The organism is Pseudomonas sp. CFBP 5748, assembly GCF_053850495.1.
The window spans coordinates 495,795-515,957 of record NZ_JBSPTN010000005.1 but is presented as its reverse complement, the minus strand read 5'-3'; the positions used below and the strand labels follow the sequence as shown (position 1 = coordinate 515,957).

General features: G+C 60.1%; 15 protein-coding genes. 9 read left to right on the top strand and 6 right to left on the bottom strand.

Translation table 11 applies throughout. The features are described 5' to 3' along the window. The first annotated feature begins 88 nt into the window (after positions 1-88). The 3 genes from ACWNZ1_RS14890 (at position 89) to ACWNZ1_RS14880 (ending at position 3,991) form a co-directional block, all read left to right on the top strand. Positions 89-1,480 carry an MFS transporter gene (locus tag ACWNZ1_RS14890; protein WP_135846159.1) on the top strand — a complete coding sequence of 464 codons (1,392 nt, stop codon included), beginning with the start codon at positions 89-91 and terminating at the stop codon, positions 1,478-1,480. Between the two features lie 132 nt (positions 1,481-1,612). Continuing rightward, complete coding sequence (locus tag ACWNZ1_RS14885) at positions 1,613-2,542, top strand: dihydrodipicolinate synthase family protein (protein WP_256453419.1); 930 nt, start codon at positions 1,613-1,615, stop codon at positions 2,540-2,542. Between the two features lie 204 nt (positions 2,543-2,746). Beyond that, positions 2,747-3,991: an OprD family porin gene (locus tag ACWNZ1_RS14880; RefSeq protein ID WP_265073105.1), complete on the top strand. Its 1,245-nt coding sequence runs from the start codon at positions 2,747-2,749 to the stop codon at positions 3,989-3,991. A gap of 62 nt (positions 3,992-4,053) precedes the next feature. Here the strand turns inward: ACWNZ1_RS14880 and ACWNZ1_RS14875 are convergent, their stop codons facing one another. From ACWNZ1_RS14875 to bamA, 4 genes are all read right to left on the bottom strand, one after another. Next, positions 4,054-6,063: a DKNYY domain-containing protein gene (locus tag ACWNZ1_RS14875; RefSeq protein WP_456027729.1), complete on the bottom strand. Its 2,010-nt coding sequence runs from the start codon at positions 6,061-6,063 to the stop codon at positions 4,054-4,056. Positions 6,064-6,215: 152 nt separating this feature from the next. After that, positions 6,216-6,302, bottom strand: coding sequence for a small membrane protein YohP (locus ACWNZ1_RS14870; RefSeq protein WP_135848033.1), 87 nt, complete (start codon positions 6,300-6,302; stop codon positions 6,216-6,218). Positions 6,303-6,384: 82 nt separating this feature from the next. Beyond that, positions 6,385-6,648, bottom strand: coding sequence for a hypothetical protein (locus ACWNZ1_RS14865; RefSeq protein ID WP_135846155.1), 264 nt, complete (start codon positions 6,646-6,648; stop codon positions 6,385-6,387). Between the two features lie 127 nt (positions 6,649-6,775). Further along, the gene (gene bamA / locus ACWNZ1_RS14860) at positions 6,776-9,142 is read right to left on the bottom strand and encodes an outer membrane protein assembly factor BamA (RefSeq protein ID WP_135846154.1); all 2,367 of its coding nucleotides are present in this window, start codon (positions 9,140-9,142) and stop codon (positions 6,776-6,778) included. A 224-nt stretch (positions 9,143-9,366) separates the two neighbouring features. Between bamA and ACWNZ1_RS14855 the strand changes: the two genes are divergently transcribed. The 3 genes from ACWNZ1_RS14855 to ACWNZ1_RS14845 all read left to right on the top strand — a co-directional run bounded on the left by ACWNZ1_RS14855 (position 9,367) and on the right by ACWNZ1_RS14845 (position 11,866). Then, positions 9,367-10,053, top strand: coding sequence for a response regulator transcription factor (locus ACWNZ1_RS14855; protein ID WP_135846153.1), 687 nt, complete (start codon positions 9,367-9,369; stop codon positions 10,051-10,053). Then, the gene (locus ACWNZ1_RS14850) at positions 10,050-11,309 is read left to right on the top strand and encodes a HAMP domain-containing sensor histidine kinase (protein WP_135846152.1); all 1,260 of its coding nucleotides are present in this window, start codon (positions 10,050-10,052) and stop codon (positions 11,307-11,309) included. Before ACWNZ1_RS14855 ends, ACWNZ1_RS14850 begins: the two co-directional genes overlap by 4 nt. Positions 11,310-11,416: 107 nt before the next feature. Then, positions 11,417-11,866: a hypothetical protein gene (locus tag ACWNZ1_RS14845; RefSeq protein WP_135846151.1), complete on the top strand. Its 450-nt coding sequence runs from the start codon at positions 11,417-11,419 to the stop codon at positions 11,864-11,866. A 246-nt stretch (positions 11,867-12,112) separates the two neighbouring features. Here the strand turns inward: ACWNZ1_RS14845 and ACWNZ1_RS14840 are convergent, their stop codons facing one another. Beyond that, positions 12,113-12,796, bottom strand: a complete 684-nt coding sequence (locus tag ACWNZ1_RS14840) for a response regulator (RefSeq protein WP_280944189.1) — start codon at positions 12,794-12,796, stop codon at positions 12,113-12,115. A 3-nt stretch (positions 12,797-12,799) separates the two neighbouring features. After that, positions 12,800-14,185, bottom strand: a complete 1,386-nt coding sequence (baeS, locus tag ACWNZ1_RS14835; protein WP_456027728.1) for a sensor histidine kinase efflux regulator BaeS — start codon at positions 14,183-14,185, stop codon at positions 12,800-12,802. Between the two features lie 144 nt (positions 14,186-14,329). Between baeS and ACWNZ1_RS14830 the strand changes: the two genes are divergently transcribed. The 3 genes from ACWNZ1_RS14830 to ACWNZ1_RS14820 are packed head-to-tail and all read left to right on the top strand — an operon-like array spanning position 14,330 to position 20,066. Next, positions 14,330-15,523 carry an efflux RND transporter periplasmic adaptor subunit gene (locus tag ACWNZ1_RS14830; protein ID WP_135846148.1) on the top strand — a complete coding sequence of 398 codons (1,194 nt, stop codon included), beginning with the start codon at positions 14,330-14,332 and terminating at the stop codon, positions 15,521-15,523. 2 nt (positions 15,524-15,525) lie between these two features. Continuing rightward, on the top strand, positions 15,526-18,672 hold the full coding sequence (locus ACWNZ1_RS14825) for an efflux RND transporter permease subunit (RefSeq protein WP_256453416.1): 3,147 nt from the start codon (positions 15,526-15,528) through the stop codon (positions 18,670-18,672). Beyond that, positions 18,669-20,066: an efflux transporter outer membrane subunit gene (locus ACWNZ1_RS14820; RefSeq protein WP_456027727.1), complete on the top strand. Its 1,398-nt coding sequence runs from the start codon at positions 18,669-18,671 to the stop codon at positions 20,064-20,066. Before ACWNZ1_RS14825 ends, ACWNZ1_RS14820 begins: the two co-directional genes overlap by 4 nt. The last annotated feature ends 97 nt before the right edge of the window (positions 20,067-20,163 follow it).

Sequence of the window (20,163 nt, the reverse complement as noted above, 5' to 3'; positions counted from 1 at the left end):
ATTGCCTCAATGAGTTTCAAGCATTGTGAATATCACAACGCTAGCACCTGCACGCCCCGACAATATTGAAAATAAGAAAGGAAGTGCCATGTTGATGCAAAACTTAGAAACAGAGCCCGTGATTGATGGGCTGAAAAGCCAAGCGAATATAAGTGCGAGACTTGAGCGCTTGCCTATTACCCGGCAAGTCTTCTGGGCCAGGAACATTATTGGTGCCGCCACGTTCTTTGACGGCTATACAGTCATCGCGATTGCCTATGCAATGCCGGTGCTGGCCAAAGAGTGGAATCTGACCGCGACCCAGATCGGCATGATTCTTTCGTTCGGTTACCTCGGCCAGTTATTGGGCGCAGTGTTTTTCGGCTGGTTGGCGGAACGCATTGGTCGGATGAAAGTACTGACGTTCACCATTCTTCTATTCGTTGCCATGGATGTGGCCTGTCTGTTCGCCTGGAGCGCCGGGTCCATGATTCTGTTTCGTTTCCTGCAAGGCATTGGCACGGGAGGCGAGGTGCCGGTCGCCAGCGCCTATGTCAACGAATTGATCGGCTCGAAAAAGCGCGGCAAGTTTTTTCTGCTCTATGAAGTCATGTTCCTCCTCGGACTGGTAGGTGCGGGAATCATTGGATACCTGCTGGTACCGATCTACGGCTGGAAGGCCATGTTCGTGGTGGGCCTTGTCCCTGCGACGATTTTGATCCCCCTGCGCTTCTTTCTCTTTGAGTCGCCACGTTGGTTGGCCTCCAAAGGTCGATTGCAAGAGGCTGATCGCATTGTGACGCGCCTGGAAAACAGCGTCTTGAAAGCAGGCAAGCAACTTGCACCCGCTGTAGAAGTGCCACAGATAGAACAACCCAAAGGCGCTCAAGGTTGGCGTGAGCTGTTCCATGGCATGTATTTCAAACGGTCCATGGTCATCTGGGCAATGTGGTTCGGTGCCTACATGGTTGCCAATGGATTGATCACCTGGTTGCCCACGCTTTATCGCCAGCATTTCAATCTGCCTCTGGACACCAGTTTGGCTTACGGCTTCATCACTTCGGGGGCCGGCGTCGTTGCAGCCGTCATCTGTGCCTTGTTGATCGACAAGTTCGGTCGCCGCCGCTGGTATATGGGGGCATTGTTTCTGGCTGCACTTCCGTTGTCGATCCTGGCGCTGACTGGAGCGACCTCGCCGATGCAGATTCTGCTTTTGGCCGGTCTCGGATACGCGCTGGTGCAAACCGTTACTTTCTCACTTTATCTGTATTCGGCAGAGCTCTATCCCACACGCCTGCGTGCATTGGGGACCGGACTGGGCAGTGCCTGGTTGCGCTTGGGGTCCGCCACTGGACCGTTGGTGGTAGGCCTGACGGTGTCCAGTGTCGGTGTGCATTATGTGTTTGGCATATTTGCCGGAATATTAGTTATTACCGGTTGCATCACGGCATTGTTTGCCATTGAAACCAAGGGGCGAATACTGGAGGAACTTTCGCCTTGATAAGAAACACGCGTAAGCATTGATTAACTGGCTGGAACTTAAATCTCGATAAACCTCAAGTGATATTTGATTGTATTGCTTGCGTCCCTGCACGCGTCAGTTGCGGACACTTAGTAAACCTGAGGAAATAAAATGAGTACTAAGAACACGATTGATCTCAAAGGCCTGGTACCGGCTCCCGTCACTCCGTTTACTCGCGATGGCAAGGTCGACTATGACGCGATCCAGAAGTTGGGCTCCTGGTTGGGTAGTTTCGACGGCGTGAAGGGCTTGGTGGTGTTGGGCCATGCCGGCGAGGGCACATTCCTGACCCAGGCCGAGCAGGCCCTGGTGATTCAGAGCTTCAAGGAATCGGTAGACGGGCGGCTACCGATCATTGCCGGTATCACCGGGGAAGGCACCCAAGTGGCCGCCGAGGAAGCCCAGCGCGCCGTTGATGCAGGTGCCAGTGCGGGCTTGGTTTATCCTTCTCATGGCTGGCTGCGTTTCGGTTACCAGAAGGGGGCCGCACAAGATCGCTACCGGGCGATTTACGAGCACAGCGGCCTGCCTCTGATCTTGTTCCAATACCCGGACGTGACCAAGGCAACCTACGACCTGGAAACCCAGTTGGAAATCGCCAAGCAGCCAGGGGTTTTCGCCATGAAGAACGGCGTGCGTAACATGCGTCGTTGGGATACCGAGATCCCGGTGGTACGTCGTGAGGTCCCGGACCTGCAGATCCTCACCTGCCATGACGAATACCTGTTGCACACTATGTTCGACGTGGACGGGGCGTTGGTGGGCTATGGCAGTCTGACGCCTGAGCCGTTGATCGAACTGATCGCCGCCGGTAAGCGCAGGGACTATCCGGCCGCTCGCGCCATCCACGACAAATTGCTGCCGGTTACACGCAACGTCTACCACCGCGGCTCCCACATGGAAGGCACGGTGGCGCTCAAGCATGGCCTGGTGGCTCGCGGCATTCTGGACCACGCCACGGTGCGTTCGCCGTTGCTGCCACTGGCACCAGGCGCTGATCGCGAAATCGCTGACGCCTTGCGCTCCGCCGGTCTGATCTGACCTCAGGAGGGGCGCTAACGATGCGCCCTTGCTGTTGTGCCTGGCCGAACAGGGTTCCGTGATCTCGGGACCCTTCTGGTCCATTCGCACCCACTGAAACATCCGATCCAATCATCGATCAGCTCCATCCCCCAGCGATTCGATCAATCGTTCCTGAGGGATAGCGGACCGTTTGTGCCCTTCAATAACAACAACAGGGGAATCATGGTCGTGAAAACAATAACGCTGCGTCTTGCTGGCACTTTACTGTGCATTGGATTGCTGTCACCCCGGGTATTCGCCCAAGGTTTGGTTGACGACAGCAAGGCAACTCTGACCCTCAGAAACTTCTTCTTCGAACGTCATTTCACTGCACCTGATGCCCCGCAGGGGCAGGCCCGGGAGTGGACCCAGAGCTTCATTTTCGATCTTCGATCCGGCTTTACTTCCGGTACCGTTGGCATCGGCGCTGACGTATTAGGCAAGTATGCCGTCAAGCTGGACGGTGGGGCGGGACGTTACGGTGCATTGTTATTGCCCAAGGATGGTGACGGGGACCCGGCGGGTAGCTTTGGCCGACTTGGCGTCGCCCTTAAAGCGAAAATTTCCGCCACCGAATTGAAGGTAGGCGAATGGATGCCCAATCTGCCGATTATCACCGCCGACGATTTCCGCGCGTTGCCACAAACGTTCGAAGGGACACAGTTGTCTTCGCAGGATGTGAAGTACTGGACGCTTTTCGCCGGGCAATTCAATAAAACCAGCCTGCGTAACGATTCATCCATGGAGGACCTGGCTTTCGGTAGCGCTCGTAGCGATGCGTTCAACTATCTGGGGGCCGACTACCGTTCAGCGTCTAAAAACAGCACATTTCGTCTGTGGAGTGGGCAGTTGAAGGATATCTACCAGCAACACTATGTCGGTCTGAACCAGCGCTGGTCGTTATCCCCGAGCGTCGCATTGAATACTAACCTGGGGTATTTCTGGGGTAAGGACGACGGCGCCGCCAAAGCTGGGCGTTTGGATAATCGCACGGCGTCATTGATGGTAGGCCTGGGCGTTGATCAGCATACGTTCAGCCTTGGTTGGCAACAGGTCAGCGGTGAGACTGGCTGGATGAGAGTCTCCGGTACTGGAGGTATCTACCTGGCAAACAATACGTTCAACCATGCCTTCGATAACCCAGGAGAGCGATCCTGGCAGTTGCGCTACGACTTGGATTTTGCCGGTTATGGTGTGCCGGGATTGTCGTTGATGACCCGTTATGTTCATGGCGACGATGTAAGGTTACAACGCGTCGAAGATGGGTCGGAGTGGGTGCGTGAGAGTGAGCTTGGCTATGTGGTTCAGAGCGGAAGGCTGAAGAACCTGGCCGTGCGTTGGCGCAATGCAAGTGTGCGCCGTGGATTCAACAGTGCGGATTATGATGAAAATCGCATGATTATCAGTTATCCCTTGGGAATTCTTTAACGTCGTTTGCCTTGGCCGCTGGTGGAGACGCTCGGTATCGGCGGAGCACCGGGAGTTGGTCATCAGCGATGACCGAGCGATTCCCGATACTGCGCCTCGTCAACTTCGGTCAGGGTTGCATAACCGTCGTAATGGTAGATTCGATGTCGGTCCCGGGCATAGCGCTCAGTCAGAAACTCGAGGGTGGCCAGGTCGATGCGCTTGGCGCTCAGCGGACGCCGGCGACAGAACAACTTACGCGTGCCCAATTGCAAAAAATCGGGATGCGGCACGCGGACCTCATCGGGATCGAACGCCACGTCCAGCTGCTTGCCTTCCGAAAGGATCAGCGTGGGGCTGACGGCATAAGTACCGAGAATGCGGGTATTGGAGGGATGCAGACGTTTTTTCGTCTCGCCATAGTAATACACCGCCTCTCGGTCCTTGGCCCAACCATGGCCGCAGGATTCGAACGTGGCTGCTTGCGCCTTACGAATCGGTTCCGGGGGATGGTAAAAAATCCGGTGACAGAACACGGTCTTACCGTCAGTCAGGTAGGGCGCACCCAGTGAGCGGAAATGCTCCGCTGGCTCCTCGGAAAACCGTTCGGGGACGTCGGTTTCGGCGTTATGAAACGGGATCAGATACAAGCCCTTGGCATCGCCGCACAGATGAGTGTCGAGCAATTTGAAACTTGCCGCGTCCAGCCCGTTGATCACGCGACCATGGAAATACACCTGACGCCCCAGCTCGAAACCGAGACCGATGGCCCGTAAGGGCTCCGTTTCGGTGTGGGTTTGCGCGGCGTCAGGCAGTGCTTGCAGGCGATGCCACCAATAGTCCTGCCGTTGCGGATGCGCCTCGAAGTACGGTGCCCATGCCCGTTGCATGGCCGCATCGATGACGCCGCCGGAGCCCAGTGGGCCGTTCTTGTCACCTGCCAGTACGGGCGAATAATCCTGTTCATTCTGATAGAGCTGCGTCACCACGAAGCTCTCTACGTCGACATCAAGGCGTTTCTGGCGCCTGTAGGCGTGCTGGTGATCACGGTAATAATCGAACCCCAGGTGACGAAAACTCGGGCCATGGGCGTCACGCAGGCGAGTCCCGGCTGCGTAGACGAACTTGTCGTCCACGGCAAAATAGCCATCTTCGCGTTCGCTGGCGCTGACCACGCGACCGCACTCATCGAACGCCGGCTGCCAGCACTTGAGCAGGCGGAAATCGCCAACGTAGCGAATGGTCTTGCCGGTCAGGTAATAGGCGCGTTGCCGGTCTTTGGCGTAGCGTTCGTTAAGCACGGTGAAGGTTGCCAGGTCGGCATTGTCGATGCGGTAGAAGTACTCGTATGAAATGCTTGAGCCTTGCTGCGCCTGCACGATGATCGACTGTCCATCCGTGCCCCAACGGGGCGCGAGCATCTGGAAGTCGTGCGGGTTGGCGACTGGCAGCGGCGAGCCGTCCTTTTGGTGCAGCGGCTTGAAGCCCTTGTAGACCTGATCGTCGATCACGCGATAGGACGGATGATTGCAATAACGAACCCGGGCCGTGGCGCTGGCGATGAATTGCCCATGCAGAAAGATATTCACGCCGTCACTGAACAGCGCAGACGCTGAAGTCACCGACGCTGGCGACGACTCCAGCAGGGCAAGACTGGCGGGTCTTGCCTCCGGGATTTGGGTGATCGAGTACTCGCCGAACCAATAGGCGCCGGTTTCGTCACGCCAGTATTGGTAACCCAGGTTTTCCAGGCCCTTGTCGAACCGAAACGCTAGCGCGTGCAGGGCGTGGTAACCAAGGCGCTCGAGGTAGCCGGGGAGCAGGTAGTAATCGCGCAGGGCATCGCGCAAGAGCCGAGGATTGCGTCGATGCCGCCAAACCGATTGACCGGCCAGCAAGGGGGAGGGCGGATAATGCCCAGTGCTGGCGCGTTGTGCTATCTCGTGGGGCTGCTGGCCTTCAGCGTTGAGCATGATGTACACATCCGGTACTTGCCCGTCGCCCAGTAGCGCACCGTCCAGAAATGCGAAGGTCTGATGCCACTCAAGATTCAGCGGCTCCCAGTCAGCGATATCCGTTTCTATGTCTGTCATGTTATTGCTTGGCTAACCGCTAAAGGCTCCGGGATTCATGCCATCATGAATCCCGGAGCCGGCTGGCCGCAATCATTTAGCCCAATCTGAAAAGATTGGGCTTGTTCAGGCCAGAGAAATGGAACCCCAGGCCAGGGGGCGCGCTGTCGCGATCAGAAGATCAAACTGAGCAGGCCAATGACCACGATCAGGCCGATGATGAAGATGATACCTACGGTGCCGCCAAGAAATTTCAACATGACAATGCTCTCATCGGATGGGCTTAATCTTCTAGACCACCCTCGACACCGCTCGTTTCGTTGAATGTTCACTCACGGCTGATCAATGAACCGCGAAGGATCTTGGAACAGGCACCTGGTCAAACTTGGAAATGGTCTTGATCCAGTAGCGCCGATAGTCGGTCTGGTCCGGCGCCAAGGGTTTGTGGGTTGACCATGGATGCTCCGCCTTCAAGCTGGCGCGGTAAGCCTCCCACTCTTTCTGCTCGGCCACTTCCCTGGCTTTGGCCCTGTCATCGAACCAACCCAGAACGTACGCTTCGCCCTGATCCGTGCCGTGTGCTATCAGCAGATAAATCTCTGTCATTACCTGGTCCGCCGTTCAATCCTGAAACCCAGCCACTGGGGTCTTATCTGGGTATCGGCAGCTGTTTGGGGTTTTTGAGATTTATTGATGAGCGGCGCGTCTCGCGGATCTGGACGAGTCGCCAGGCTTAAAAAGTCTGCCCCATGGAGAACTGGAACACCTGCGTATCCGCGTTTTCAGGCGTGCGTACCGGGAAGGCCAGGTTGACACTCAACGGCCCCAACGGACTGTACCAGGTCACTCCAACGCCGACGGAACTGGCCATCTGGTCGAGGTCGACCCCGTCGCAGCCCTGGGTGGTGCTCAGGTAGCACTTGTTGGAGTACACGCTGCCAACGTCCCAGAACACCGACGTGCGCACGGATTTGTTGTCTTTGATAAAGGGCATCGGGAACAGGTATTCCACGCCGCCGGTGATGAGGATGTTGCCGCCCAGTGATTCGGTGTCGCGGTCGGAATAATACTTCTGTCCTTCACTGGCATAGGTGCCGGTGGCCGGTGTGCTGTGGGGGCCGAGGGTGCCGCTTTCGAAGCCGCGCACCGAGCCCTCGCCACCGGCGGTGTAGTTCTCGTAGAACGGCAGGCCGTCGGTCGAGCCGTAGCTGTTGCCGTAGCCGAGTTTGGTATGGAACCGCAGGGAGGTGGCGTCGGTGACCGGCACAAAGGTTTGCCCGGTGTAGTCGAGCTTGTAGAAATTCAAGTCGCTGCCCGGCACGGTCATCATCAGGTTGAGGTTTTGCGAATGGCCACGGGTCGCCAGCACGGCGCGGTTGAGGGTCGATTCCGACCAGCCGAGGTTGGCCTTGAGGTTGGTGAACTCGCTGCCTTCGCGTTGGATAAAGTCGTAGATCTCATCAGAACTGTAGGTGCCGGCTTCGATGCTGTCATGTTGCACCGTCACGCCGAAGCTCAGCCGTGAGGTTTCATTGATCGGGTAGCCCACCGTGGTCCCGGCACCAAAGCTATTGATGGAGTAGTACGAATTGTCGTCATCGTAATACTCGTTATAGTCGGTGGCGCTGTAGAACGCGTTATAGCCCAGGCTCACGCCGTCCGGCGTGAAATAAGGGTCGGTGAAGCCGATGTTGTACTTGCTTTGGTAAGACGAACGGGTCAGGCCGAGGCTGGCGTAGTTGCCGCTGCCGAGGAAGTTGTTCTGGGTGATCGAACCACCGAGGATCAGGCCGGCGCTCTGGGAGAAACCGACGCTGGCGGTGATCGAACCGGAGGCCTGTTCCTCGACGCTGTAATTCACGTCGACCTGGTCATCGATGCCCGGTACGGCCGGGGTCTCGACGTTGACCTCCTTGAAAAAGCCCAGGCGCTCCAGGCGGGTCTTGGACTGGTCGATCAGGTAGGTCGACGCCCACCCCCCTTCCATCTGGCGCATTTCTCGGCGCAGCACTTCGTCGGCGGTCTTGGTGTTGCCCCGGAAGTTGATGCGGTTGACGTAGGCGCGCTTACCCGGGTCGACAGCGAAAGTGATGTCGACGCTATGGTCTTCATTGTGCGGAGTCGGCACCGCGTTGACGTTGGCAAAGGTGTAGCCCTCGTTGCCCAGGCGACGGGTGATCAAGTCCGAGGTCGTAGTCATGATCTTGCGCGAGAACACCTGGTTTTTCTGCACCAGCAGCAGCGACTTGAGCTGGTCCTCAGGCACTTTCAGGTCACCGCTGAGCTTGACGTCACGGACGGTGTACTTCTGGCCTTCGGTGACGTTGACGGTGATGTAGACGTGCTTCTTGTCCGGGGTGATGGACACCTGGGTCGAAGCGATGTCCATGTTGATGTAGCCACGGTCCAGGTAGTAGGAACGCAGGCGCTCGAGGTCACCGGAGAGTTTTTCACGGGCGTACTTGTCGTCGTTCTTGAAGAACGACAGCCAGTTGCTGGTCTTGAGGGTGAATTGATCGGTCAATTCTTGCGTGGTGAAGACGGTATTGCCCACCACGTTGATGTGCTGGATCGCTGCGACGGCGCCTTCGTCTATCTTGATTTTCAGGCCCACACGGTTACGCGGTTGCGCGATCACTTCGGCATCGACGGTGGCCGAGTAGCGACCCTGGGCGACGTATTGGCGCTGCAGCTCGTTACGCACGCCTTCGAGGGTGGCGCGCTGGAAGATCTCGCCTTCGGCCAGGCCGGATTGCTTGAGGCCTTTCATCAGGTCTTCAGTGGAGATCGCCTTGTTGCCTTCGATCTCGATACTGGCGACCGACGGGCGCTCCACTACCGTGATGACCAGGACATCGGCGTCGTGTCCCAGTTGGATGTCCTGGAAGAAACCGGTCTTGAACAACGCGCGGGTGGACTCCACCAGGCGCCGCTCATCCGCTTGATCACCCACGTTCAATGGCAAGGCGCCGAACACGCTGCCGGCGGAAACGCGCTGAAGGCCGTTGATACGGATGTCGGAAATTTTGAAGCCTTGAGCGTGTGCAAATGTGGCATTGAGCAGCAGTGCAGCCGAGCAGAGCAGGCGCGAAAAATTCATCAAGATCTTATCCAGGACACATCGACAAGCAGCGTAGGCGGGCGCGGATATCTCACAGCAAGACAAGTCACCGCGCAGCGAGCAGGTTGGTGGAAGTGCAGCATAAAAGCTCGGTGCGTTTGGTGCGGTTAACCCAATGTCAAGTTAGGTAAAGGTTGGCTCGCGGCGATGACGCTGTGCCATGCAAGGGCGATAATGCACCGCCCTCCACTCAAGAGCGTCCCATGATCCGCGTATTGCTTGTCGACGATGACCAGGAACTGACGGGAATGCTCAGCCAATACCTGGAGCGTGAAGGCTTTGAGGCGACGGCCGTGCACACCGGCGAGGAGGGCGAGGTGCAGGCGCTCTCCGGTCGCTATAGCATCGTGGTGCTGGACGTGATGCTGCCGGGGCTGTCGGGTATTGAGGTGCTCAGGCGCATTCGGGCGGTGAATCAGGTGCCGGTGGTGTTGCTCACGGCCCGTGGCGACAACATCGACAAAATCACCGGCCTGGAACTGGGGGCCGATGACTATGTGCCCAAGCCCAGCTCACCGGGGGAGTTGGTGGCGCGTCTACGGGCGATCATGCGCCGGGTGCAGCCGGCGGACCAGCCCACCAGCGAAGTGATCAGGACCGGCCCGCTGGTCTTGTGGCCCGGCAAGCGCCAGGCCCAGTGGCATGGACGCGAGCTGGCGGTAACCAGCACCGAGTTCAGCCTGCTCGAAGAGCTGGCCCGTTGTGCCGGGCAGGTGGTAAGCAAACAGGACCTGTCCCTCAACGCCTTGGGCTGCCCTTTGACCCGCTACGACCGGCGTATCGACGTGCACATCAGCAGCATTCGCCACAAGCTCGGACCTCGCCCCGACACCAAGGCCTGGATCCAGAGCGTGCGTGGCCTCGGTTACCTGATGATCGCCGAACAATGAAACCCAGCCGGCTGTTCTGGAAACTGTTCCTGGCGTTCTGGCTCTCCACCAGCCTGACGTTTCTGGTCGGGTTGGGCATCCTGGTGATGGGCAGTTCCAGGCCCGGGGATCCTCATCTGGAAACCATTCTGGCCACCGAAGAACAGCTGTTGCGCCAGTTTGGCGTGGAGTCGGGCCGGCAACTGCTGGCGGTGTGGGAGCACCCGGCGGACCAGGCCGTTGGCGTGTATGACAGTGCCGGTCAACTGCTGGCCGGGGCACCGGTTACGCAACCGGCCTATGAGCGCTCGGTCGTCAGCAAGGACGGTGCTGCGCTGTCGCTCAGGTCTACTCATCCCTTGGGTAAAGAGCGTGACAAAGGGCCAAGCCCCTGGACACCGTTGATCATCGGCACGGTCATGAGTGCGTTGTTCAGTGGTTATATGGCGTTCTACCTGGCATGGCCGCTGGCCTATCTTCGGCGGGCCATGAGCGACGTGGCCCAGGGGCGCTTCGAAACACGGGTCAAGCCGATGATGGGCGCGCGCCGGGATGAAGTCGTCGATCTGGCCGAGGACTGCGACCGAATGGCCAACCAGTTGAAACTGCTGGTAGAGGCCCAGCAACACTTGCTGCACGACATCTCCCACGAATTGCGCTCACCGTTGACCCGCATGCAAGCGGCCATCGGGCTGCTGCAGCAAGATCCGGCTCGCCTGGAAATGGTCGAACGCATCGACCGTGAGTCGGTGCGCATGGACACGCTGATCGAGGCGTTGTTGACCCTGGCGCGCATGCAGGGGCGGCCTGAGAGTATCGAGCGTGAGCCAATCGATATGGTTGAATTGCTGTCGGTGATCGTCGAGGACGCTCGATTCGAGGCGCAAATGAAAGGTTGCCAGGTCAGTTTGCAGGCGGGCTCGGCCTTTATCAGTCGAGTCAGCGGCGAACTGTTGTATCGCTGTTTCGAGAACGTCATTCGAAATGCGGTGCGTTATACCCGGCCGGGGAGCACGGTGGTGGTCGTGGCTGAGACCAACCCCGAGGCAGGCTGCCTGACGGTGCGGATTAGCGATCAGGGCCCGGGTGTTGAAAACGACCGCTTGCAGGATATTTTCCATCCGTTCGAGCGGGGCCTGAACGACAGCAGTGCCGGTTTCGGCCTGGGCTTGGCAATCGCTTCTAGGGCCGTGGAAATACACGGCGGCACGATCATGGCGCGCAACGAGCCAGCCGGTGGGCTGACCGTGGAAATCAGCTTGCCCCATCAGGCATGATCTTTACACGATATTACATTGGCTTGACGGCTCTGTACGCCCCGTCTCAGTAGACTTTGCGCTCTAACTTACTCAGCGTTTGCTGATGTCTCAGCGTGGAGGTGCTCATGTTTCTGGTTCATAAGAAGGGCTTCGTCCCCGGCAAGAGAATGGTTGACGGCCTGGTGCCCTACGACTTCTTCTGCGAGGACAATCCGGGCCTCAACCTGTTTGTCTTCACGGGTTCCGCCACCCCGGGCAAAGTGGTTGAGGAGCAGACGCTCTGGGGCTTTACCCGTCTGGAGCGCTTTGAAGCCCTGACCGGCACGCTGGTGTCGAACAAAAAGCAGGAAGGCTGGTTCCAGAAGGTCAATGTGCTCACCGGCCCCGCCCAGAATGGTACGCAAAGCGTGAAGTTCCAGCGGGTGCTGAAAATCATCAAGCACACCGATGCATCGAGTTGTGTTGCCAGCAAGGTTGACTACGAGATCCAGACGGATGAAGGCGATACCTACTTCACTCGTCGGCCTGCTATGGGCGACAGCGCGCAAACTATTATCTATTCGGCGGATCAGTAGGCTCGACTTCGAGGTGCCGGGGTGCTCACTGCGCAATGTCTGTTTAATGGGGCGCCAAGATCAACAGCCAAAGCAGAGCAGGAGACCCCCAGCATCTATGTAGCTGAACGACCGCTGTCGCGAGCAATCTCGCTCCCACATGGGGCTGCGGGTGTTCACTGTATCCGCAAACGACACACAAACCTGTGGGAGCGGGCTCGCCCAAATCAGGCCGGCTATGAGGCTGCCTCGTTTTGCTGCAACGCCTCAGCCATCGGCAAGCTGAAACCGATAACCCACCCCATACAACGACTCAATCGGCTGTTCACCCGGGCAGGCCTGTTCGAGCTTGCGCCGCAGGTTACGGATATGACTGTCGACGGTGCGATCGGTGACCACCCGGTGATCGGAATAGATCCGGTCCAGCAACTGGTCCCGGGAAAACACCCGCCCCGGGGAGCGGGCGAGGGTGCTGAGCAGGCGTAGCTCCAGCGGTGTGAGGTCCAGGGCGATGCCGTCGAAAGACGCCAGGTACTGTTCTTCGTCAATCAGCAGACGCTTTGGCGCAGAGTTCAGAAGTTGCGGGCTGCGCCGCAGGATCGCCTTGACCCGGGCCACCACTTCGCGAGGGCTGAAGGGCTTGCAGATGTAGTCGTCGGCCCCCAGGTCCAGCCCGAGCAGGCGGTCCACTTCCTCGACGCGGGCGGTGATCATGATGATCGGCACAGCGCTGAAACTGCGTAGCTCCTGGCACACTTGCAGGCCGTCACGCCCCGGCAGCATCAGGTCGAGCAGGATCAGCCGCGGCTCGCTGACCCGTACCGCTGGCACCACTTGAAGGCCATTGTCCAGGCATTGGGTCGCGTAGCCGGCGGCGATCAGGTAGTCGCGCATCAATGCGGCCAGTTTGGGTTCGTCTTCGACGATAAGGATCGGGCTGTCATCGGTCATGGTTCAGGCGTTCCGTGGCAGGCGCAGGGTCAGCCAAAGACCACCCAGCGGCGAGTGATCGGCGCTGAGGCTGCCGCCGTGGGCCAGGGCGATGCTGTGGCAGATGGCGAGCCCCAGGCCGGCGCCACCGCTGGCGCGATTGCGTGAGGTTTCGCCGCGGTAAAAGCGCTCGAACAGCCGTGGCAATTGATCCGCATCGACCCCGGGGCCGGAGTCGAGAAAATCGATGCGCACCACGTCACCCTCGCTGGCGGCACGAATGCGCAGCACACCGCCTTCATCGGTATAGCGCACCGCATTTTCCAGCAGATTGCCGAACAGTTGCTGCAGGCGTTTGGGGTCGGCTTCGACCTCCAGCGGCGTTGTCGGCAGCTCCAGCTCCAAACGCAGATGCCGGGTGTTGCAGCGTTCCTGGAACATCGCCACGCAGCCGTCCAGCAGGTCGTTGAGATCGCATTCGCTCTTGCGGTAAGTCAGCGCGCCGACATCGGCCAGGGACAGTTCATACAGATCGTCCACCAGTTTGCTGAGCATGCCGACTTCGCCTTGCAGCGATTTCATCGAGGCTTGATCGAGGGTGCGCACGCCGTCTTCGATGGCCTCCAGCTCTCCGCGCAATACCGACAGCGGGGTGCGCAGTTCATGGGACACATCGGCCATGAACTCCCGGCGCATTTTCTCGTTGCGCTCCAGGGTATACGCCAGTTGATTGAAGTCCCGCGCCAACTGACCGACTTCGTCATTGGAGGACACCGTCACCCGGTTGCTGTATTCGCCGGCGGCCAGCCGGTGCGTGGCAGCGGCCACTCGCTTGACCGGGTCGAGCAGGGTGCGGGCGATCCACCAGGCGATCAGCATCGCCAATAGCAACGAGAACACGCCCATGGCCAGGCTGGTGCGCACCAGGTACTGCCGAAAGCGTTCGCCGCCGGCTTCGGTCACGTTCTGGAACGGCGTCACCGCCAGCCAGCCGACGGTTTTGCCGCCAACCTCCACCGGGCGCATGAGGGCGTCGTTGGCAATCGCCGAGTAACCCATGACCAACTGTTTTTGCTGGTCCAGCAGGGCGATGCGAAATACCGCGCCGGTCAGGTCGGACATCGGCATGGACGGCCGCTGCGGGTTGCTGTCGTTTTCCCCCGGTTCCGGGCGCAGCAGTTCGAACCAGCGATCCGGCTGGTTGCGCAGGAATTCCCAGTCGCCCTCGCGCGCGTAGGCGTTGGCCAGGCGCGGTAGCACCGGCGTCATGCGCAACAGCGCCTGTTCGTTGAGGTAGTCGAGGAAACCTTTGCCAAAGCTCCAGCCGTTGGCCACCCCCATGCTCAGGATGACGAATAGCACGCTGGCCAGTACGGCAATAAACAGCTTGGTGGAGATGCTCAGTTTCATGGGCTCGGGCAGATCGATGAATGCCCATCCATTTAGGCCCTGGTGCGATGAAGATTCAAGGGCGGCGGGCAATCTTCAATTTTCCTGCACATTTGCCTCGCAGTATGGCGCCTGGCTTGAACCATCCGTCTTGCAGAGGCATTTATGTCGACCAAATTATTCGCCAAATCCCTGGTGACCGCCGCCGTCCTGGTGTGCTTGATCATTCTGTTCCTGTTGGGCGGTTGCTCCGGCGAATCCGCCCCGGTGCTCGAACCGCCGAAGGTTTCAGTGATTACCGTGCAGCCGCAAAGCCAGGCGCTGACCACGGAGCTGGCCGGGCGCACCCAGGCATTCATGGTCGCCGAGATTCGCCCGCAGGTGGGCGGTATCGTCCAGCAGCGACTGTTTGTCGAAGGCGCCGAGGTCAAGGCCGGGCAGGCGTTGTATCAACTGGATGCTTCCTCCTACAAGGCCGCGCTGGCTGAAGCCCAGGCCAACCTCGCCAAGGCACGCGCCACCTTGAAGTCAGCCCAGGCCAAGGCCAAGCGTGATGCACAGTTGGTGAAAATCGATGCCATCAGCCAGCAGGACAACGAGGATGCCCAGGCCAGCCTGCTGACCGCCGAAGCGGAATTGCAAGTGGCCCAGGCCGATGTCGACACCGCACGCATCAACCTGGCGTATACCCGCATCAGTTCTCCCGTCAGCGGCCGCATCGAAACCTCGACGGTCACCCCTGGCGCGCTGGTGGTTGCCAACCAAGACAGCGCACTGACCACGGTGCAGCAGTTGGACCCGATGTATGTCGACGTCACCCAGTCGACCACCGAGCTGCTGCGCCTCAAGCGTGACCTGGCCAGCGGTGTGCTCCAGAGCAATGGTGAAGGCGAAGCGCGGATCAGTCTCAAGCTCGATGACGGCAGTACCTACGCCCATGAGGGGCGCTTGAAGTTCAGCGGGGTCAGCGTCAATGAAGGCACCGGCACCGTGACCTTGCGGGCGCAAATCGCCAACCCGGAGCGGTTGTTGCTGCCGGGCATGTACGTGCGGGCAGTCCTGGAACAGGCGCGGGACGATAAGGCGATCCTGATTCCACAGAAGGCCGTGACCCGCAGCGCCAGCGGCGCGACCTCGGTGCTGCTGGTGGTCAACGGCAAGGTCGAGCAGCGGCTGCTGACCATCGACCGCGCCGTGGACAACCAGTGGTGGGTCACGGCTGGGCTGAACGCGGGAGACCAGGTGATTGTCGAGGGCGGGCAGAAAGTCCGGGTCGGTGACAGCGTCGTGGCACAGAACACCGGCACCCGCAGCCGTACGCAGAAAGCGACGCCTGTTGCCATTGCGCAGGAGGGTTGAACATGGCGCGTTTCTTTATCGACCGGCCGATTTTTGCCTGGGTCATCGCCATCGTCATCATGCTCGCCGGCGCCTTGTCCATCAGCCAGTTGCCCCTGGAGCAGTACCCGGACATCGCGCCGCCGACGGTGCGTATTTCCGCGACCTACACCGGCGCCTCGGCCAAGACCGTGGAAGACTCGGTGACCCAAGTCATCGAGCAGCAGATGAAAGGCCTGGATAACCTGACCTACATGTCGGCCTCCAGCAGTTCGGACGGCAGTGCCAGCATCAGCCTGACCTTCACCGCCGGCACGAACCCGGACGTGGCCCAGATGCAGGTGCAGAACAAGCTGCAACAGGCTGAATCGAGGCTGCCGCAGTCGGTGCAAAGCGAGGGCTTGACCGTGACCAAGGGCGGTTCGGACTTCCTGATGATTGCCGCCCTGGCGTCCGACAACCCGAGCGTCACCGGCACCCAGATCGGCGACTACATTTCCAGCACCTTGCTCGATTCCATCAGCCGCATCGACGGCGTTGGTGATGTGCAGACCTTGGGTTCAGGCTACGCCATGCGCATCTGGCTGGATCCGGCGCTGATGGAGAAATATGCGCTGATGCCCTCGGACATCAGCAGTGCCCTGGAGGCGCAGAACACTGAGGTCTCCGCCGGTCAGCTCGGTGCCATGCCGGCGGTGAAGGGCCAGCAGTTGAACGCCACCATCAGCGCCCGCAGCAAGCTGCAAACCGTCGAAGAGTTTCGCAATGTGGTGGTCAAGTCCACCAGCAACGGTGCCGTGGTGCTGCTCGGGGATGTGGCGCGGGTTGAATTGGGCAGTGAAAGCTACGACGTGAGTTCCGCCCTTAACGGTAAACCCGCGGCCGCCATGGGCGTACAGCTCGCCGCCGGGGCCAATGCCCTGAACGTGGGTGAAGCGGTGAAGGCCAAGCTCAAGGAGCTCGAGCCGTTCTATCCGGCTGAAATGCAGCTCAAGAACGTGATCGCCTACGACACCACACCGTTTGTCAGCCTGTCCATCGAAGAGGTGGTCAAGTCCTTGGGCGAGGCCATCGTCCTGGTGGTACTGATCATGTTCCTGTTCCTGCAGAACCTGCGGGCGACGCTGATCCCGGCGATCACCGTGCCGGTGGTGCTGCTCGGTACGTTTGGCGTGCTGGCGCTGTTCGGTTATTCGATCAATACCTTGACCATGTTCGCCATGGTCCTGGCCATCGGCCTGTTGGTGGACGATGCGATTGTGGTGGTGGAGAACGTCGAACGGGTGATGGGCGAGCAGGGGTTGTCGGCCCTGGACGCCACGCGCCAGTCGATGGATGAAATCACCAGCGCCCTGGTCGGCATCGCCTTGGTGCTCAGCGCGGTGTTCATTCCCATGGCTTTTTTTGGCGGCTCCACGGGGGTTATCTATCGGCAGTTTTCGGTCACCATTGTTTCGGCCATGGTGCTCTCGGTGCTGGTAGCGATGACGCTGACGCCGGCATTGTGCGCGACCCTGCTCAAGCCTTCCGACGCTGAGGGGCATGGCGCGCAACGGGGTTTCTTCGGCTGGTTCAACCGCACATTCGAGCGGGCTGCCGAGGCCTATAAACGTCGGGTGGGGGGCATTTTGCAGCGCGGGCGCGTCAGTTGGCTGGTGTACGGGCTGGTGGTGCTGGTGATGGCTGCCGGTTATCTGAGCCTGCCAACGTCGTTCCTGCCCGATGAAGACCAGGGCATTCTCATGGCTCAGGTGCAGTTGCCGGTAGGGGCTACAGACAGCCGTACTCAAGCGGTGGTCAAACAGTTCGAAAGCTACCTCCTCGAGCAACCGGAAGTCGAAGCGCTGATCAGCATTTCCGGCCTGGGCATGAACGGCAACAGCCAGAACAGCGCCCGTGCCTTTATCCGCCTCAAGGACTGGAGCGAGCGTACCGGGGCCGGGCAGGATGCGGCGTCCATTGCCCAGCGCGCGACCATGGCGCTGTCGAGCATCGGCGATGCCAATGTGTTCGTCATGCAGCCACCGGCCGTGCGCGGCCTGGGGCAGACGTCCGGCTTCGACCTGCAACTCAAGGATCTCGCCGGCCTGGGGCATGAGGCGCTGGTGGCGGCGCGGGAAAAATTCATCGCACTGGCCAACCAGGATCCTCGTTTGCTCGGGGTGCGCAGCAATGGCCTGGATGACGCACCGCAGCTCAAGGTCAGCATCGATGATCGCAAGGCCGGGGCCTTGAGCCTGAGCACCAGCGACATCAACACCACGCTGTCCACGGCGTTGGGCGGCACTTACGTCAATGACTTCCTCAACCAGGGCCGGGTGAAGAAGGTCTATGTCCAGGGCGAGGCTGCGTCGCGCATGCAGGCGGCCGACCTGGAGCATTGGTTCGTGCGCAACAGCAACAACGAGATGGTGCCTTTTTCCTCGTTCGCCAGCAGTGCCTGGAGCTACGGCTCGCCGTTGCTGGAACGCTACAACGGCAACGCGTCGCTGGAGGTGGTCGGCGACCCGGCGCCCGGGGTCAGTTCCGGGGACGCCATGGACGCGGTGGAAGCGATTATCAAGCAATTGCCGGAGGGCATCGGTTACGAGTGGACCGGGCAGTCCTATCAACTGCGCCTTTCCGGTTCGCAGGCACCGTTGCTGTACGGGATATCGGTGCTGTTTGTATTCCTGTGCCTGGCCGCGCTCTATGAGAGTTGGTCGGTGCCTTTTTCGGTGATGCTGGTGGTGCCGCTGGGGGTGGTGGGCGCGGTGCTGGCCACCCGTTTCAGTGGCTTGAGCAACGATGTCTATTTCCAGGTCGGGCTATTGACCACCGTGGGGTTGGCGGCCAAGAACGCGATTCTGATCGTCGAGTTCGCCAAACACCTGCAAGAGCGGGGCAACAGCTTGCGGGAAGCGACGCTGATTGCCGTGCGCCAACGCTTGCGGCCGATTCTGATGACGTCCCTGGCCTTCATGTTCGGTGTGTTGCCCCTGGCCCTGAGCAGCGGCGCAGGTTCCGCCGGGCGCCAGGCCATTGGTACCGGGGTGCTGGGCGGGATGTTGTCCGCCACGGTGCTGGGGATCTTTTTCGTACCGTTGTTCTTCGTGCAGATTCGCCGGCGTTTTTCCCGGGTTTCCACGGCGTCGACTTCCGTTCCAACCACCCAGTCAGGTGACGCATGATCAAGTTCCGTTGGCCCTTGCTGGGCGTCCTCGCGCTGCTCGGTGGCTGCATCAATCTGGCGCCGCAGTACGAGCGCCCCGAGGCGCCGGTCGCCGAGCAATGGCTGGCGCCCGCCAGCACACCCAAGGGGCAGGTGGCCGCCGACATCGAGTGGCAACAGTTTTTCACTGACAGCCGTCTGGCACGCTTGCAGACTCTGGCGCTGAGCAACAATCGCGACCTGCGCCTGGCCGCCCTGAACGTCGAAAAGGCCCAGGCGCAATACCGCATCCAGCGCGCGGAGTCTTTACCGTCGATCGATGCCAGCGTCAGTGGCACCCACAGTCGTACACCCGGCTCGTTGTCCAACAGCGGCTCGGCGACCACCACCCATGACTACAGCGCGCAACTGGGGCTGAGCAGTTATGAAGTGGACCTGTTCGGGCGGGTGCAGAACCTGCAGGACGAAGCGCTGGAAGACTATCTGGCCCTGACCGAAACCCGGCGCAGCACGCAGATCAGCCTGGTGGCCGAAGTGGCCACGGCCTGGTTGACCCTGGCGGCGGACAACGAGCGGCTGCACCTGGCCCAGGAGACCTTGCGCAGTCAGCTGGCGACCTACGAATTGACCCAGCGCAGCCACGCACTGGGTGGTTCCTCCGGATTGTCGGTGGCCCAGGCGCAAACCACCGTGGAGTCAGCCCGGGCCGACGCGGCGGCGTATGAAAGCCAGATTCTCCAGGATCGCAATGCCCTGCGCCTGCTGGTGGGCAGTGATGTTCCCGAGGAGCTGCTGCCAGGCTCGACCCTGGAATCGGCTGCGGCGCTGGTCCAGGTACCGGCCGAGCTGCCTTCCAGCCTGCTGCAACGGCGTCCGGATGTATTGGCCGCCGAACACACACTCAAGTCGGCCAATATCGACATCGGCGCGGCCCGTGCGGCGTTCTTCCCGAGCATCAGCCTGACGGCCAGTGCCGGTTCTTCCAGTTCGGCCTTGTCCAGCCTGTTCAAGTCCGGCAGTGGCGCCTGGTCGTTCGCCCCGAGCGTCAGCCTGCCGATCTTCGACGGTGGCAGCAACCGCGCAACGCTGGACGCGGCCAAGACCGAGCGCGAGATTCAGGTGCAGACCTATCAGCAGACACTGCAAAGCGCCTTCAAGGAAGTGGCCGATGCCCTGGCGGTGCGCAGCACCCTGGATCGCCGCATCGAGGCCCAGCAGGCGTTGACTGACGCCAGCCGCAAGAGCTTCGAACTCTCCGATGCCCTGTACCGCGGCGGTTCGCAAAGCTATCTCGAAGCCCTGGATGCCCAGCGTTCCCTCTACAGCGCCCAACAGGACCTGATCAGCCTGCGTCTGACCGAACAGAGCAACCGGGTGACGTTGTACAAGGTGATGGGGGGCGGCTGGAATTAAGGGCAGGGCGAGGGCGCAATGCCAATGACCTGAATCTGTGGGAGAGGGCTTGCTCGCGAAGGCGGCACATTCAACATCACCGCAAACTGACCCACCG